13 protein-coding genes are annotated in these 14,776 nt (G+C 64.3%); 2 read left to right on the top strand and 11 right to left on the bottom strand.

Going from position 1 to position 14,776, the window contains the following annotated elements; genetic code table 11:
• Nucleotides 1-47: 47 nt before the first annotated feature.
• The 4 genes from oxyR to AACW18_RS03805 all read right to left on the bottom strand — a co-directional run bounded on the left by oxyR (nt 48) and on the right by AACW18_RS03805 (nt 4,494).
• Nucleotides 48-944 (bottom strand): DNA-binding transcriptional regulator OxyR, encoded by an 897-nt coding sequence (oxyR, locus tag AACW18_RS03820; RefSeq protein ID WP_218387883.1) that lies wholly within the window; start codon nt 942-944, stop codon nt 48-50.
• 163 nt (nt 945-1,107) lie between these two features.
• A complete protein-coding gene (locus AACW18_RS03815) occupies nt 1,108-2,745 on the bottom strand; it encodes a methyl-accepting chemotaxis protein (protein WP_218387882.1) in 1,638 nt (545 codons plus the stop codon).
• Nucleotides 2,746-2,911: 166 nt separating this feature from the next.
• The gene (locus tag AACW18_RS03810; RefSeq protein ID WP_218290609.1) at nt 2,912-3,556 is read right to left on the bottom strand and encodes a DsbA family protein; all 645 of its coding nucleotides are present in this window, start codon (nt 3,554-3,556) and stop codon (nt 2,912-2,914) included.
• An 80-nt stretch (nt 3,557-3,636) separates the two neighbouring features.
• Nucleotides 3,637-4,494 (bottom strand): Vmh family MBL fold metallo-hydrolase, encoded by an 858-nt coding sequence (locus AACW18_RS03805; RefSeq protein WP_042652705.1) that lies wholly within the window; start codon nt 4,492-4,494, stop codon nt 3,637-3,639.
• Between the two features lie 123 nt (nt 4,495-4,617).
• Here AACW18_RS03805 and AACW18_RS03800 point away from each other — a divergent pair, with 123 nt between their 5' ends.
• On the top strand, nt 4,618-5,520 hold the full coding sequence (locus tag AACW18_RS03800; RefSeq protein ID WP_218387881.1) for a LysR family transcriptional regulator: 903 nt from the start codon (nt 4,618-4,620) through the stop codon (nt 5,518-5,520).
• Between the two features lie 48 nt (nt 5,521-5,568).
• On the opposite strand, the gene AACW18_RS03795 is transcribed toward AACW18_RS03800, so the two are convergent.
• The 6 genes from AACW18_RS03795 to AACW18_RS03770 all read right to left on the bottom strand — a co-directional run bounded on the left by AACW18_RS03795 (nt 5,569) and on the right by AACW18_RS03770 (nt 12,096).
• Nucleotides 5,569-6,351, bottom strand: a complete 783-nt coding sequence (locus tag AACW18_RS03795; RefSeq protein WP_218387880.1) for a BPSS1780 family membrane protein — start codon at nt 6,349-6,351, stop codon at nt 5,569-5,571.
• A gap of 40 nt (nt 6,352-6,391) precedes the next feature.
• On the bottom strand, nt 6,392-7,441 hold the full coding sequence (locus tag AACW18_RS03790; protein WP_218387879.1) for a fimbrial protein: 1,050 nt from the start codon (nt 7,439-7,441) through the stop codon (nt 6,392-6,394).
• On the bottom strand, nt 7,441-8,166 hold the full coding sequence (locus AACW18_RS03785) for a fimbrial biogenesis chaperone (protein WP_218387878.1): 726 nt from the start codon (nt 8,164-8,166) through the stop codon (nt 7,441-7,443). Before AACW18_RS03785 ends, AACW18_RS03790 begins: the two co-directional genes overlap by 1 nt.
• Nucleotides 8,163-10,619 carry a fimbria/pilus outer membrane usher protein gene (locus AACW18_RS03780; RefSeq protein ID WP_339381455.1) on the bottom strand — a complete coding sequence of 819 codons (2,457 nt, stop codon included), beginning with the start codon at nt 10,617-10,619 and terminating at the stop codon, nt 8,163-8,165. Before AACW18_RS03780 ends, AACW18_RS03785 begins: the two co-directional genes overlap by 4 nt.
• A 164-nt stretch (nt 10,620-10,783) precedes the next feature.
• Nucleotides 10,784-11,539 (bottom strand): fimbria/pilus periplasmic chaperone, encoded by a 756-nt coding sequence (locus AACW18_RS03775; RefSeq protein WP_218387876.1) that lies wholly within the window; start codon nt 11,537-11,539, stop codon nt 10,784-10,786.
• Between the two features lie 11 nt (nt 11,540-11,550).
• Nucleotides 11,551-12,096: a fimbrial protein gene (locus AACW18_RS03770; protein WP_042652711.1), complete on the bottom strand. Its 546-nt coding sequence runs from the start codon at nt 12,094-12,096 to the stop codon at nt 11,551-11,553.
• A gap of 274 nt (nt 12,097-12,370) precedes the next feature.
• Between AACW18_RS03770 and AACW18_RS03765 the strand changes: the two genes are divergently transcribed.
• Nucleotides 12,371-13,198, top strand: coding sequence for a peptidoglycan DD-metalloendopeptidase family protein (locus AACW18_RS03765; RefSeq protein WP_218387875.1), 828 nt, complete (start codon nt 12,371-12,373; stop codon nt 13,196-13,198).
• Nucleotides 13,199-13,296: 98 nt separating this feature from the next.
• On the opposite strand, the gene AACW18_RS03760 is transcribed toward AACW18_RS03765, so the two are convergent.
• Entirely contained in the window at nt 13,297-14,634 is a 1,338-nt protein-coding gene (locus tag AACW18_RS03760) for an MATE family efflux transporter (RefSeq protein ID WP_218387874.1), read from the bottom strand.
• Nucleotides 14,635-14,776 lie beyond the last annotated feature (142 nt).

Below are 14,776 nucleotides of genomic sequence, written 5' to 3'. Positions count from 1 at the left end.
CAAAAACCGGCGCCTTGGCGCCGGTTTTTTTATGGGGGCTGGGCGGCTTAACCGAGCTGCGGCCGCATCAGTGCCGAGATGCGGGCGGCCAGCTCATTGAAGCAGGGCCGGCGCACCGAGTAGTGGCGATAGAGCAGCGAGATGGTGCGGCCCGGCACCGGATCCACCACGGGGCGGTAGCTGACGCCGCCCTCCTCCTGATTGGCCGGCACGGCGAGGCGGGGGATCAGGGTCAGGCCGCTGCCGGCCGCGACCATGTTGCGCAGAGTCTCGAGACTGGTGCCCTTGAAGCGTTGATCCTCGCCGATCCCGGCGGCAAAACAGAACCCCATCGCCTGATCCCGCAGGCAGTGGCCGTCGGCCAGCATCAGCAGTTTTTTGCCTTTAAGGTTGTGCAGCGGCACCGCCTTGGCCTGCGCCTCGGGATGCTGCTGGGGCACGGCGAGCCACATGGGCTCCTGATACAGCGGTATAGAGCCGAATCCCTCCATCCCCTCCAGCTCGGCCAGTATGATGCAATCCAGCCCCCCCTCCTCCAGCCGCTTGAGCAGCGCCTGGGTCTGTTCCTCGTAGAGGTAGAACTCCAGCTTGGGGAAATGCTCTCTCAGATCCTGAATGATGTGGGGCAGCAGGTAGGGGCCTACGGTGGGGATGAAGCCGATGTGGATCTCACCGGACATGGGTTCGGCAAAGTGCTGGCCTATGCTCTTGAGCTCGCGCACCTCCTTGAGCACCTTGCGGGCCTGCAGGGCCATGGCGTCGCCGGCGGGGGTGAACAGCACCTTGCGGGAGGTGCGCTCGATCAGGATCACCCCCAGCTCATCTTCCAGCTTGCGCAGCTGACCGCTCAGGGTCGGCTGACTGACGAAGCAGCGCTCCGCCGCCTTGCGAAAGTGTTTCTCCTCTTCCAGCGCTACCAAATACTCGAGATCGCGAAGGTTCATACATCCAGAATCCGGCCAATCAATGGGGCCATTAGGATGCCCAAGAACGGGCGGGGGGACAAGGGATGAGCACCGAACGGGCAGATCCGGCCCGGCACAGCAAAACAAAACGGGCCCGGATGCAAGATCCGGGCCCGCGCTAAGGGCCATCGTCAGCGGGTGATCACACCCGGAAACGACGCACAATCTCCTGCAGCTGCGTCGCCAGCAGATTGAGATCCTGACAGGCATTTGCCATCTGGGTCGCCCCGGCCACCACCTCCTCCGAGGCATGGCTGATGTTGACCACGTTACGGTTGAGCTCTTCGCTCACCGCCCCCTGCTCCTCGGTCGCCGTCGCTATCTGGATGTTCATGTGGGAGATGCTCTCGACCGAGCCGCTGATCTCGGTGATGGAGGCCCCCGCCTCCCGCGCCGTGCCGACGGTCGCCTGCATCAGCGCCTGGCTCTGCGCCATGGTGCTGCCAGCCTGCTCCGCCCGCTGCTGCAGCTCGGAGATGATGGTGTTGATCTGGGCGGTGGAATCCTGGGTTCGCTTCGCCAGGGTACGTACCTCATCGGCCACCACCGCAAATCCGCGCCCCTGTTCACCCGCCCTGGCCGCCTCGATGGCGGCGTTCAGGGCCAGCAGGTTGGTCTGCTCGGCGATGCCGCGGATCACCTCCAGCACCATGCCGATGTTGCGGCTGTCGTCGCCGAGCTGGCGGATCACCTCGGCCGTGCTCTCGATGGCGGTCGCGACCTGCTCGATCCGCACTATGGAGTCGTTGACGGTATGGGCGCCCTGCTCGGCCGTGCTGCTGGCCAGGGTGGCCGCCCCCGCCGCGTCGTTGGTGTTGCGGGAGACCTCCTGCACCGTGGCCTGCATCTCGTTCATGGCCGTCGCCAGCTGGTTCAGCTCATGCTGCTGGTTGTTCATGCTGGATGCCGACTGCCTGGCGACCACGCTGATCTCCTCGGCGGCCGAGCTGAGCTGCACCACAGAGCCGGACACCTCGCTGACCAGGTCCCGCAGGCGCCCCTGCATCTCGCCAAAGCCCCTGGCCAGCTGCCCCAGCTCATCATTGTTGAACTGAGCCAGGCTCAGCTCGGTCGCCAGATCCCCCGCCGAGACCTTCTGGGTCTGGGCCAGCAACAGCATGACCGGATTGCGGATGAGCCGGGTCAGCAGCCAGGCCACCACCACCACGAATAGCACGGCGATCGAGCCGACCAGGATGTTGAGCAGCCGGGAATCTTCATACACCCCCTTGATGGTGGTGGTCATGTCACGGGCGGCGTTGTCGTTGATGCTCCGCAGCAGCAGGGCCTGCTTGCTGACCGCCTCCAGCGCGACCAGGGTCTCCCCCTTGCGCAGGGACATGACCCGTTCCAGATCCCCCTTGTGCAGGGCCGCCATCAGCTGCTCATGGGAGGTGAAGTACTGGCTGGCCGCCGCCTTGAGGGCCATGAACTCCTGCTCTTCCTGCCCCGAGGTGAACGGCATGGCGCCATAGGCCTGGGCCGCGGCGTCGAACTCCTGCCTGGCCGCCTGGTAGGTCTTGTCGTGCAGCGCGATTTCCTGCTGATCTTCCCGCGCCGCTATCACCATGTTCAGCTCGGCCCGTCGCGCATCCAGCAGGGCGATCTCCATCTGGTTGGCGGCCTGCATGCTCGGGATCAGGTTGCCGGTGATCTCGGTGCTGTCACGATACAGACCCGACAACTGGGACACGGAAAACCAAGCAAGGGCGACGATCAGGACGCCCAAGACGGCGAACCCACCGCTCAGTTTCTGGCTAATAGACATGTTTTTGAACATGGTGAAGATCCTTGCCGACAAGAGACACATTCGGGACATTCATGCCCGACATGATGACTATCCATAAATGGATATTTTTAGCTGCGTCATCCTATATCGTCAGCACGGCTCCAAGCATGAGCAAATATGGCTCTGAAAGGCACTGTTCAGACCAGATCTCTCATGACTAGGCGTGTCCCTGCCCGATCGCCTGAACGAGATGGGCAGCAAAAGCGGCCGGATCCCCCAGGAAGGAGGCGGTCGGCAACGAGGTGATCCGCTCGCCCTGCATCAACCCCAGGGTCGGATACCCCTGACCGCCGAGGCGGCGCAACCAGCGCTGGCTCTCCGCCAGATGCCCGGCCAGATCCACCCTCTGGCAGGCCAGCTCGAACGCGCCTCTCGTGATGCCCTGCTCCGCCGCGAGTTCGCCCAGGTTGTCCAGGGAGCCCACCCAGCGGCCGTCGCGATAGTGGCACTGCTGGATGCGGTGCAGCAGCATCAGGCCATCTCCCCCCAGCTCGTCGATCGCCAGGATGGCGCGAATGGGCGGCTCGGAATCGAGGGACAGGCCCTCGCTCAGCAGCAGCTCGTCGAAGTAGCGTGTCCCAAATGGCTGGCCGGTCAGGGCCTGGATCCGCTCGTCATGGGGGCGCACATAGTCGCGCAGCGCCTCTCCCATCGGCTGCCGACGCGGGCCCAGCCAGAGGCCGCCGGCATGCAGCGCGATCCTAAGGCCGGGGATCCCGGCCGCGGCCGCGAGCAGGGGGGCTGCGCCATAGCACCAGCCGCAGAGGGGGTCGTACACATAATGCAAGGTGGTTTCGTTCATGGATTCACTCCGGCGCCATCAATTGAAAAAACCGGGCAGCTGCTGCCCGGTAAAAAACACAGGGAAATGGACTCAGGCCATTACCACTTCATCTCGCCGGTATTGACCTTGGCACCGATGGCCAGGCCGTCGTCGACCGGCAGGGCCGGGAAGGCCTGCTTCAAACCGTCGATAAGCTCGGCCGACCCCTTGGACTTGGCCAGCACCTGCTCGAAGCGCTGCACATAGTCGCGGGTGAAGGTCACCGCCTCGGCGCCCTTGGGCTCGGCCCCGAGGAAGTGGCCCGGCACGACCCGCTCCGGTTTCAGGGCCAGCAGCTCATTGAGGGTCTGCACCCAGTGCGCCCGCGCCGCCTTGGTCTGGCTGTCTGCCATCCACACGTGAGTACCGCTGTATACCGGCACGCCGCCGAACGCCGTCTTGATGGAGGGGACCCAGAGGTAGGCACTCGGGGTGTTCATCGCCTTGATCTCGATCGTCTTCCCTTCCAGGGTCAGCTGGGAAGCGGTCATCACTTCCGGCACGATCAACTGTTTGGGCGCCTGCTCGGCCAGGATCGGGCCCCAATAGGCCAGTTTGGCATCCTTGGTCTGCCTGATATGGTCGACCACGTGCTGACTGGCCAGGATCTTGACGTCGGGGAAGGCGGCCTTGATGGGCTCAAGCCCGAAATAGAAGTCGGGATCCCCGCCGCTGATATAGACGGTGGTCAGCTTCTTGCCGCTCTGCTTGATCAGATCCACCAGGGCCTTGCCGTCATTCACCCCGAACTGGGCGTCGATCAGGATGGCCTCTTTATCACCGCTCACCAGCTCGGAGGAGACCGGGAAAATGCCCTGCTCGCCCGGGTTGTAGACGGTCACGGTCAGCGGGCCCGCCAGGGCGGCGCCACTGAGCAGGGTGCTGGCCAGGGTCAGGGTACGAAGTGCTGTGTTCATCGGGTATTCCTCATAAGGTCGCTTGTCATCGAATGAACACAGTTTATTGAAACTTTATCGGTACAAATACCGCATAATGAGCACATCACTGTTGCACAAATCGAGCATATTGGAGGGCGTAACATGGATCGACTGACGGCACTGCGGGTCTTCGTCGCAGTGGTCGAGCAGGGCAGCCTGAGCGGTGCCGGGGACAAGCTGGAGATGTCGCGCGCCATGGTGTCGCGCTATCTGGCCGAGCTGGAGCGCTGGATGGGGGCCCGATTGCTGCACCGTACCACCCGCCGGCTGAGCCTCACCGGGCCGGGTGAGGAGGCGCTGAACCGGGCCAGGACCATGCTGGCCCTGGGCGAGGAGATGGAGCAGCTGGCGGTGCAAAGCCAGGAGGCCCCCAAAGGGCAGTTGCGCATCACCAGCAGCTATTCCCTGGCGGAAGCCCTGCTGGTCCAGACCGCCAACGACTACCTTGCCCGTTATCCCGGCACCGCCATCGACATCCTGTTGCTGGACAGGACAGTCAATCTGGTGGAGGAGCGGATCGATCTCGCCGTGCGCATCACCAACGATCTGGATCCCAACCTGGTGGCGCGCCGCCTCGGTACCTGCCATTCGGTGGTCTGTGCCAGCCCGGCCTACCTGGCGCGCCACGCGCCTCCACAGCAGGTGCAGGATCTGGCGCTGCACAACTGCCTCACCTATACCTACTTCGGCAAGAGCCTGTGGGAGTTTCAGGGGCCCGCTGGCCCAGAGTCCGTGCCGGTGAGCGGCAACCTCAGCGCCAACATCTCCAACCTGCTGCTGGCGGCGACCCTGGATGGGGCGGGCATCAGCCTGCAGCCAAGCTACTCGGTGCAGGCCCAGCTGGCGAGCGGGGCCCTGGTGCCGCTGCTGACCCAGTGGCAGCCCAAGCGGCTCGGCGTCTATGCCATCTACGGCACCCGCAAGCAGATGTCTCCCCTGCTGCGCAGCTTCCTCGACTTCCTCATCGCCCGCATGGCGGACGATCCCCTGTGGCAATCCGAGTGAGGCGGCAATAGAAAGGGGCCCGCGGGCCCCTTGTCATGCTGTGCTGGCTTATGCCTCGAAACCGAACGCCTTGGCGGACGGCTCGGCGTCAGCGGTATCCTGCTCCTCCAGATAGATGTCACGGTAGGCCGCATAGATGGAGTAGTTGATGGCCGGCAGCACCACCAGCAGGCCGACCAGAAACAGCGCCGCCCCAAGCAGCAGCAGCAGGGCACCGAGCAGCCCCCACCAGAGGAAGGGCCACATGTTGCGCAGGCAGCCCGCGAAGCTGAGCTTGGCCGCCTGCCAGACCCCCACCTCATGGAAGAAGATGAGGGCGGGGGCGAAGGTGATCGCCATCAGCAGGGGGACCAGCAAGGCCAGGAACAGCAGCAGGCAGAGCATGAAGCCCTGCGCCTGCTCGGGTGTCACCGTCAGGGTTTCCGGATCCTGAGACAGCAAGCCGGTCAGATCCCACAGGTGCAGCAGGGCGAAGCAGGCAAGCAGCAGCAGGCAGAACAGCGACAGCACCAGCAGCCCCCCCAGGATCAGGGGCGTCAGCTTGTGACGAAAACCGGCAAAGAAGTCGGCAAACTGCAGGGGCTGCCCCCCATAGCCCCGCTGCGCCACCGCCACCCAGCCGGCGCCCCAAACCATATACAGCAACTGGGAGATAAAGCTGCCCGCCGGTAACTGCTCCAGCAGCATGCCCACCAGGAACCAGAGCACTATCATGGCCACGCTGGCCCCCATGCCCTGGTTGAAAATGTCGAACCCGGTGCGGATCCAGATCCAGCCCCGCCCCATGGGGTGACGCTTGGGTTCGCTGCGCAGGCGGTTGTCACTGTTCATCGTCGACCTCGTTGCAAAAATAAAACGAAAGCTTATTCCCTCAGGGCACGCTCACCGTGACCATGATGGTCCCGGTGTAAGCGCCGGTGCGCACGACCTGGCCCGGCAGCCGGGTCGGGTACAGCCTCACCTGATAATTGGTGTTGTGGGTAGCCGCCGAGTAGGGTACCGCGATGGCGGTATCAAATGGAATAGGGGTTGGGCTGCCCTGCTCGAGCATGCCCACCCCGACCCCGGCCAGGCTGGTGGTGATGAAACGATTCTGGCTGGTGAGCGCCCCCCCGAAGCGGTAGCTGAGCGGCACCACATAATCGCTCGGGATCTGGCTGCAGGTGACGCTCACATTGACGCTGCGCGGCGTGTAGCCTCTGGGCACCTCGCCCTCGATGAAGGCACTCTGGGCCACGGCGCCGAGATCGATGGGGATGCTGGTGCCAGCGGGAAACTGGCAACTCGGGGTCGAGGTGACGCTGATGTTCATCGCCAGCTGGCTGAACGCATTGGCCGGACTGGTATCGGGCGCACTGGAGCGCCGCACGAAGAGGTAGGCGACGGTGCCGCTGAAGGTCTGGGTGCCCGTGACCCCCTTGAGCAGCTTCAGGGTATAGCGCCCGCCGTTGACGTCGATCCCACCCAATGCCAGATTCACCACGTTGCCGATGCAGACGGCCAACAACCCGCTGGAAGTGGCATTGAAAGGAACCGTCCGATAAGTGCCAGCCGCATTGAACTCGGCCTTGAGGCCAAAATAGGAGTTGAGCTTGATCAGGGTCCCCAGAGGATCGGAGACGGTGGGCAGGCTGGTAGTGGCCTGATAATAAACCGTCACCAGCAATCCTACCGAGATCCCGGTGCAATCACAGGTAGCCGAGCTGGTGGTCGAGAAGGCGGTGGCAATACCGGTATCCCCGGGCTGATAGAGAGTCCCTGTGGTGGTAATGGGCCCGGTCGCCACGAAGGGGCTGGTGCATTGGCCGTTGACGGCATGAGCCTTGGGCAGCCACAGCAGACAACCCAATAACAAGACACCGGCCATCAGGCCACTATTCTTTACTCGACCCACGCTGTTGTTCCCCGTCTGCTCCTTCATCACCGCCCTCCCTGCTGGTTTAGCACAAACCCCTGCTCGTGATAGTTGCCATCATCGTCGATCCAACGCAGCCGCCCCCTGGCACCCGCGAGTGCCGCCCCGGGCATCGGGATCGGCAAGATGCCGTAGGGCGGGATCACGCCGGCCTCGTGCCAGCTGAAGCTCTGCCCCCTCGCCTCGAGCAGCACCTCGCTCAGGCTGACATGGAAGGGAGTGGGATTGGTCACCCTCAGCCCGGTGCCCGCCAGCTCGTGCCAGATGAGCCGCTCCGCCGCCCCGGCAGCGGAGCCGGCGAGCCCGGCCGGGCGATAGAACAGCTTGATGCGGGTGCGATAGGCGAGCTGCACGCTGCCGCCCGCGCTTGCGGCCTTGGGCGGCAAGCCCAGCACATTCAGCCAGAACAGCGACTCCCTGTCCCGGGGCAGCGCCCTCAGATCGGCGCCCAACACGCGCAGCGCCTGCCCCTTGTCCGGCCCCAGCCGCATCATGGGAGGCAGCACCAGAAAGGGGGTCGAGACGTCGGCCGGCCCCTGTTGCTCGTCGCCCCCATCGACCCAGGCCTGCAGCAGAGTCGGTGCCTCCCCCTGGTTGTGAACCATCAGGCTGGCCTCGCTGGCCCCACCGGCATAGATAAGCCGGGTGCGCATCAGGTCGAGCGCGGCCTCGCAGCCAGGCCACCACAGCAGGGAGCCCAGCGCCAGACATGACAGAGTGATATGTCTCATGAGTTTGTTTCCATGGTGAGGCAGCGGGCGGAGACCTGTTGGTAAGGCACCGCAGGATCCGGTTCGGGCACGCGATAATCCAGCCGGCACTGCTGATCTGGCTCCTTCCCCCACTGGACGTAGAGGATAGCCTGCTCACCGCGCACGAAGATGAGCCCCCCCTGGCCGACGACGGCGACCGAGCGACCGGCGCCGTCGACCACCTCGGCGCCAAACGGCAGGACACGGCCGTCCGTCCGCTGGACTTTGAGCAGCAACGGCTGACCGACATGGGTCTCATACGCCAGCTTGACGATGGCGCCACGGCGGGGGGCCACCATCTGGGCGCTGCCATCTATCTCCACATCCAGCGGCAGGCCGCTCGGGTCCAGGCCGATGATGTTGGTGCGATAGGGGTTGAGCCCGGCCAGCACGGCGTAACCATCCCCATCCACCTCGCTGCCAATCCCGTGGCTGACCCTGGCCCCCTGGGCCCCCTTGGCCTCCACCAGCGCCATCGTCTCCCCCTGGGTTTGTCCCAGCACCCAGCCCTCTTCATGCACCAGCAGGGTCCCCTTGGCCGAGGCCACATACTGGGAATACCCCTCCCCCTGACTGGTGCTCAGTCCCAGCTGGGTTGCCGCCGTCTGGTACTGGGCATTGGCGCCATAACCCTGATAGCCCGCCCCGTCCCCCTGACTCTGGCTGCCGTAGAGCCCGTAGTAGAAACGCCCGTCCCGGGAGCCCCCGTTGAGATCCAGCCTGGCGCTGTAACCCTGCCCCTCCTGATAGGAGACGGTGCTGCTCAGGCGCGGGGCACCGAGTCTATCTCCGATGGGGATGCTGAGACTCAGCATGTATTGATCGCCGACCCCATCGTCCAGCGAGTGGCTGGCCGAGAGCGTCAGGTTGCCCCAGTCAAACCCCCGGTTGTAACCGAGCTGGAAGCTGCTGCTCTCGGCCTCGGCCCCCCAGTAGTCGCGACTGATGCCGTTGAAATAGAGATCCCCCCACTCCCCCACCGGCTGGTTGATGTTGAGCTGGAAGCGATTGCGCTCCCGCTGCAACTGATCGAGGGTCTGGCTCTGGGCCGCCGCCACATCGTTGAGATCCAGATAGCCTTCGCTGGAGAAACGGTAGGCGGCCAGGGTGAAGTAGGTCTGGGTCAGATCCATCTGCTTGCTGTACGTCAGGCGGTAGCTCTGCCCGGAGAGCGACGGGGGCAGCTCGGAGGCGGCGGGCAGATCCCGCGCCCAGGAGCCGGTGACGTCGAGCGCCAGGGCGCCATAGTCGGAACCCATGGCGGCGCCCCCCAGCAGGGCCGCATAGTCCTCGGCGGCTATGTTGCCGCCGTACAGGGTCAGGGTGTTGGAATAGCCGCGGCGATAGATGCCCTGCAGAAAGTCGGGGCCATCCGGGCCGGCCTCGTTGCGGTAACGGCCCAGGGTCAGACTGAAGCGGGAGGTGTCGTCCCGCAGCATCTGCACCACGGAGGAGAATGGCAGGGTAAAGCTGCGCTCGCTGCCATCCGCCTCAGTGATGGTCACGTCCAGATCGCCGGCGAAGCTGGTGGCATAGAGATCGTCGATGGCGAATGCGCCGGGGGCAACCTGGGTTTCATAGATGAGGGCGCTGCCCTGACGGATGGTGACCCTAGCATTGCTCTGGGCCACCCCGCGCACCACGGGGGCAAAGCCCCGTTCAAAGTCGGGCAGCATGGCATCGTCACTGGCAAGCTGCACCCCGGTGAAGGGCACGCTGTCGAAGCTGTCCCCCGGGGTGAAGTACTCACCCAGGGTGAGCTGAGCTCTCTGTGTGGTGACATCCCGTTGCACATAGCTGTTGAGGGACTGATAGCTGCCGCCGTCACTGCCCTGCCAGGAGCCGTTATGGCGCAGACGCCAGGCCCCCAGGTTGACGCCGGTGTTGAGATTGACGCTGTTGCTGAACTGATCGTCGGTCCCGCTCAGCTCACTGTAATAAAGATTGGCGTTGTAGCCGACGAAGGCCGCATTGATCCCCTGTACCCACTGCTCCGGCCCGACATAGTCACGCCGGACCCGGCCGACATAGGCCTGCGGCAGGCTGAGCGCCCCGCTCAGGCTGGGCAGATCCAGGCTGAAGCTAGCACCAGGCACCAGGGATTCGACCCGGATGCAGTTACTCTGCATCTGCAGCTTGACCGACGGCTGATTGGGCAACTGGTCGACAAGCAGCCCCCATTGCGTTACCTGACCGGGTGTGAAGCAAAACAGCGGGGTCTTGGGATCGGGGCCGGCCCGCACCTCCACCTGCTGGCTCAGCTTGTCCTTGCCATTGATGATGATGTCGAGCTGATAGAGGCCAAGGGGCACGAAGTCGGCACTGGCGAAGCGCGCCAGATCGATGTTCACCCCCAGGCTGTCGAGCAGCTGACTGTCGAACTCGACATCGGCCGCCGGGGCGGGCGTCTCGGTGATGGGGGCAGACGCCACCTCACCGGCCTGGGCCCAAGTGAACCAGAGATAGAGCAGCGCAAGCAGCCCGCCACTAACCGCCCTCCGGACTCCAGCCCCCGGGGCGCTGGCACGAGACATTGAATGCTGGGGATGATGACTGGCTGACACGGCACACCTCCCCCTCAAGAGCCAAAACGGGATCAGTTGAAGACGAATCGACCCACCTCGCGGGCCCCATAATCATTGAGCCAATAGAAGGTCACCGCCTTGGCATGGACCGAACCCGACAGGCGATCTATGGGAAAATCGGCGCTGCCTCCCGGCGACACCATGCCGCCACTGAGATTGCTGTAGCGCCTGGTCTGGGTCGTCTGCAGCTCGAGATTGCTGATGCTGACGTGATACAGGCTTGGATTGCTGGCCCGCAAGGCATAGCCCTCCCCTTGCCGGATCAGGCGCCAGCTCAGGTGATTGGCGGAGTGCTCGACGTTGCCTGCCAACCCCTCGGGGCGATAGAACATCTTGATCCTGGAGCGAAAGGCGAGCTGCACCAGATTCTGGCCCGCTTGGGTGGACTTGGTGCTGGGTGGGACCTCCAGCACATTCAGCCAGAATACCGACTCGCGATCCTGTGGCAGCCCCTGCCCCACATAGGTGAGGCGCAGCGACTGGCCGCGCTGGGCATCAATCCGAGTGATGGGGGGGGTGATCAAAAATGGCACCGATTCGACACCGGGCCGGATGCGGCGGTCGCCGGCATCCATCCAGACCTGCACCAGTGCGGGCACGTTGCCCTTGTTGGTCAGCTCCAGCGTGACTTCACGAGCGGAGGCGGGGTAGATGACCCGGGTACCCGAGATCTGGACATAGCCCCAGGCCTGCCAGGCAACGAGCAACACCATGCCCCAGCCATAGCGCCACAGCCTTGCCCATCCAAGGCCCCGGGGTAGACTCATGGAGGCGATACTCAGTGGTAATCCAGCGAGTAGATGAGGTCCGCCGAGACCAGGCCGGCCCCCACGGCGCCGGTGGCGATGTACTGGGCGCTGTAATAGAGCGTCGCCCCGCCGGTCGCGCTGAAGTCGACCAACACGTTGTTCCCGGTATTGGTCCTCAAGTCGATGGGGGTGCTGTTGGCCGAGAGGATCTGGACCTCCACGTTCTGAGCCGGGTTTTTCCCGCCCGCCGCGACGGCCTTGTTGCTGAGGTTGCCCGTGGCCTGCGCCACGCCGATGTTTTCGAAGTAGGCCCGCACCGAGCCCGTGGTCGGGCAGCTGGTGAGCGCGAGGTTGAAACCGGTGGCACCGGCGGTCTGGCCTATGCTGCTCAGCGCGTTGGTGCTGACGGTGGGCAGGGTCACTGTGGCCGATGCGTTGCCGCCATTGACGGCGATGGCGCAGGTGCCGGCAGTCACTTCCCCATTGATGGTAATAGTGCCGTTGAAGGCGGCGGCGGGGACAGATACCAGCCCGCCCATGGCGAGTGCAAGCACAAAGAGAGCATTCGTCTTCATCACAACCTCCGTCTAGCCCTGGATGCCGCTGGCGACTACCGTTCCCCTGCCAGAGCCTGTCTTCCTTGTCACAATAGGTGTCATTCAACGACCAATATCTAGTGATGCATTAGTAAATAGCACAGGCTGGCCGAGCCTGCCCGCTTCCAGGCAACATCCGGACAACAAATGACGCCACTGCTCGTCCCTGTTGCCCGACGCTGCGGACAGCCCGGCGGGAATGTGGCATCATTTTCCCCCTTTGATTCCACCCCTCTCATTCGATGGAGCCGCCATGCGCCGCCTGTTGTTCCTTGTCCTGCTGCTGGGCAGCACTCATCTTTATGCCGAGCCAGGCTTCATCAGCCGTCTGCTCAATCATCCGGTGCCGGGTGGCGTGGCCGTGGTCGCACTGGGGGACGGACCAGAGGCGCCCAGCGCCCGTTATCAGGACAAGCCGGTGCTGGTCGTGCGTGAGGAGGGCCGTCGCTGGATAGCCATAGTCGGCATCCCGCTCAAGAGCGCCACCGGCCCTCAGTCCCTGGCGGTAGGCGATGGCCGCCGGCTCAGCTTCCTGGTCCAGCCCAAGCACTATCGTGAGCAGCACATCAAGTTGAAGAACGGCCGCCAGGTCAACCCGCTGGCCGAGGACATGGTACGCATCAACCGCGAGCTGGCGGAGCAGACCCAGGCCTATCAGACCTTCAGCCCTACCCAGCCCAGCAACCTGCTGTTCGACAAGCCGGTGCAGGGGCCGCTCTCCAGCCCCTTCGGCCTGCGCCGCTTCTTCAACGGCGAGGAGCGCAACCCCCACTCGGGCCTCGACTTCGCGGTCGCGGCCGGCACCCCCATCAAGGCGCCGGCCGCGGGCAAGGTGATCCTGATCGGCAACTACTTCTTCAATGGCAATACGGTGTTCGTCGATCACGGCCAGGGGCTGATCAGCATGTTCTGCCACATGTCGAAGGTCGACGTGATGCTGGGCCAGAGCCTGCCGAGAGGCGGCATCGTCGGCCGGGTCGGCGCCACCGGTCGCGCCACCGGTCCCCACATGCACTGGAACGTCAGCCTCAACGATGCCCGTGTCGATCCCGCCATCTTTATCGGGGCCTTCAAGCCCTGAGCCGGCTCACGTCATAAGCACGTCATAAAAAAGAAGAGGCAGCCTGGGCTGCCTCTTCTTTTTCACATCCTTCACCCAGGGTCCGCTGGCGGTCGCCTTCAGCTCGCGCCGACATGCAGGCCCGCCTCCTTGCGCATGGCCCGCCACATCACCAGCACCAGCAGGCTGCTGCAGGTGGGCAGCGCCAGCCAGACCCCGGCCACCCCCCACAGGGAGGAGAAGCCCCACAGGAAACCGCCGATCAGCACCAACTTGCCGCCGGTGAGCAGGGAGGCGATGCGGGCCCGGTTGATGGCCTGGAAGTAGGTCGCCCCCACCAGCAGCAGGCCTTCCATCGGCAGTCCCCAGAAGTAGAGCCAGATGCCGAGGCTCGCCACCGGCAGCAGGGCCGCGTTGTCGCCGGCAAACAGATAGACCACCCCTTCCGGCCAGAGATAGAGCGGGATCATGCCGCACAGCGCCACCAGCAGGGTCACCCCCAGCGCCAGGTTGCGCACCCGCAGCACCCGCTGCCAGTTGCCCGCCCCGGCGTTGAAGCTGGCGATGGGCTGGATGCCCATGGCGATCCCCTCGAAGATGAGATAGAAGAAGGCCTCGCTGTAGCTGATCACCCCGTAGGCGGCCACGTGCAGCGAGGTCCCCACCGACAGCAGCGCCTTGTTGTGCAGCGCCAGCACCACCGACAGATAGAGGTACATCAGGAAGCTCGAGACCCCGAGTCGCAGCGTCTCCCCCATCAGCCGCCAGTCCGGCACCAAAGTATCCCAGCGAATGCGCAGCTGGCTGCGCGGGGTGAAGAAGTGCCACAGGCAGAGACCCCCGGTCACCGCCTGGGAGAGCATGGTGGCGATGGCGGCCCCCGCCAGCCCCCAGGGGATCACCGCCATCAGCAGGTAGTCGAGCAGCACGTTGAGCACGCCGCCGCCCACCAGGATCCAGGTGGTGAGGCCGGGTCGTCCGTCGTTGCGCAGCAGGGCGGTGAACGCCATGGAGAGCACGGCGAAGGTCCCGAGCCAGGCATACCACTGCAGATAGGCGAGTCCTGCGTCAAAGATGACCCCCTCGGCCCCCATCCAGGCCAGCATCTCATCCCCATAATTGATGCCGATAAAGGCGAGCACGGCCGAGGCGATGAGCACCATCACCAGCGCATTGCCGACGATGTGGCGCGCCTTCCCCTGCTCCCCCTTGCCGAGGTAGAAGGAGGCCAGCGACGAGGAGCCCATGCCGATCAGCGCCCCCACCGCATAGAGCACGGCGCAGATGGGGTAGGCCAGCATCATGCCGGCCAGGCCGTCCTGACCCAGGATATGGCCGACGAAGATGCCATCTATGGTGACATAAACCCCGGTGACCAGCATGGCCGCCACGGTCGGGGTGACATAACGCAGGAAGAGGCGGGAAAGGGGGGCCGTGCCCAGATCGACTGTGGACATAAACTGCTCAACTGAGGGGAACGGCCAGAATAATAGCCAAACAAGACCCGGATCACCCGTTATTTATGTTACAGATCATTAATATGGAAGACTTTACCCGCCCCACCCCCTGCTTTAGGCTAAGGCGACTTCTCATGAACGG

This window comes from Aeromonas sp. sia0103, from assembly GCF_963895295.1.
Lineage (GTDB): Bacteria > Pseudomonadota > Gammaproteobacteria > Enterobacterales > Aeromonadaceae > Aeromonas > Aeromonas encheleia.
Note: the sequence above shows the minus strand (reverse complement) of the source record. Positions and strands in the feature narration are given on the sequence as shown.

Excerpts from the sequence above, each read along its gene's own strand:
- AACW18_RS03815 (WP_218387882.1), bottom strand. The coding sequence starts at position 2,745 with ATGTTCAAAAACATGTCTATTAGCCAGAAACTGAGCGGTGGGTTCGCC.
- AACW18_RS03785 (WP_218387878.1), bottom strand. The coding sequence starts at position 8,166 with ATGAGACATATCACTCTGTCATGTCTGGCGCTGGGCTCCCTGCTGTGG.
- AACW18_RS03765 (WP_218387875.1), top strand. The coding sequence starts at position 12,371 with ATGCGCCGCCTGTTGTTCCTTGTCCTGCTGCTGGGCAGCACTCATCTT.
- AACW18_RS03775 (WP_218387876.1), bottom strand. The coding sequence starts at position 11,539 with ATGAGTCTACCCCGGGGCCTTGGATGGGCAAGGCTGTGGCGCTATGGC.
- AACW18_RS03770 (WP_042652711.1), bottom strand. The coding sequence starts at position 12,096 with ATGAAGACGAATGCTCTCTTTGTGCTTGCACTCGCCATGGGCGGGCTG.
- AACW18_RS03790 (WP_218387879.1), bottom strand. The coding sequence starts at position 7,441 with ATGAAGGAGCAGACGGGGAACAACAGCGTGGGTCGAGTAAAGAATAGT.
- AACW18_RS03800 (WP_218387881.1), top strand. The coding sequence starts at position 4,618 with ATGGATCGACTGACGGCACTGCGGGTCTTCGTCGCAGTGGTCGAGCAG.
- AACW18_RS03805 (WP_042652705.1), bottom strand. The coding sequence starts at position 4,494 with ATGAACACAGCACTTCGTACCCTGACCCTGGCCAGCACCCTGCTCAGT.
- AACW18_RS03795 (WP_218387880.1), bottom strand. The coding sequence starts at position 6,351 with ATGAACAGTGACAACCGCCTGCGCAGCGAACCCAAGCGTCACCCCATG.
- AACW18_RS03760 (WP_218387874.1), bottom strand. The coding sequence starts at position 14,634 with ATGTCCACAGTCGATCTGGGCACGGCCCCCCTTTCCCGCCTCTTCCTG.
- oxyR (WP_218387883.1), bottom strand. The coding sequence starts at position 944 with ATGAACCTTCGCGATCTCGAGTATTTGGTAGCGCTGGAAGAGGAGAAA.
- AACW18_RS03810 (WP_218290609.1), bottom strand. The coding sequence starts at position 3,556 with ATGAACGAAACCACCTTGCATTATGTGTACGACCCCCTCTGCGGCTGG.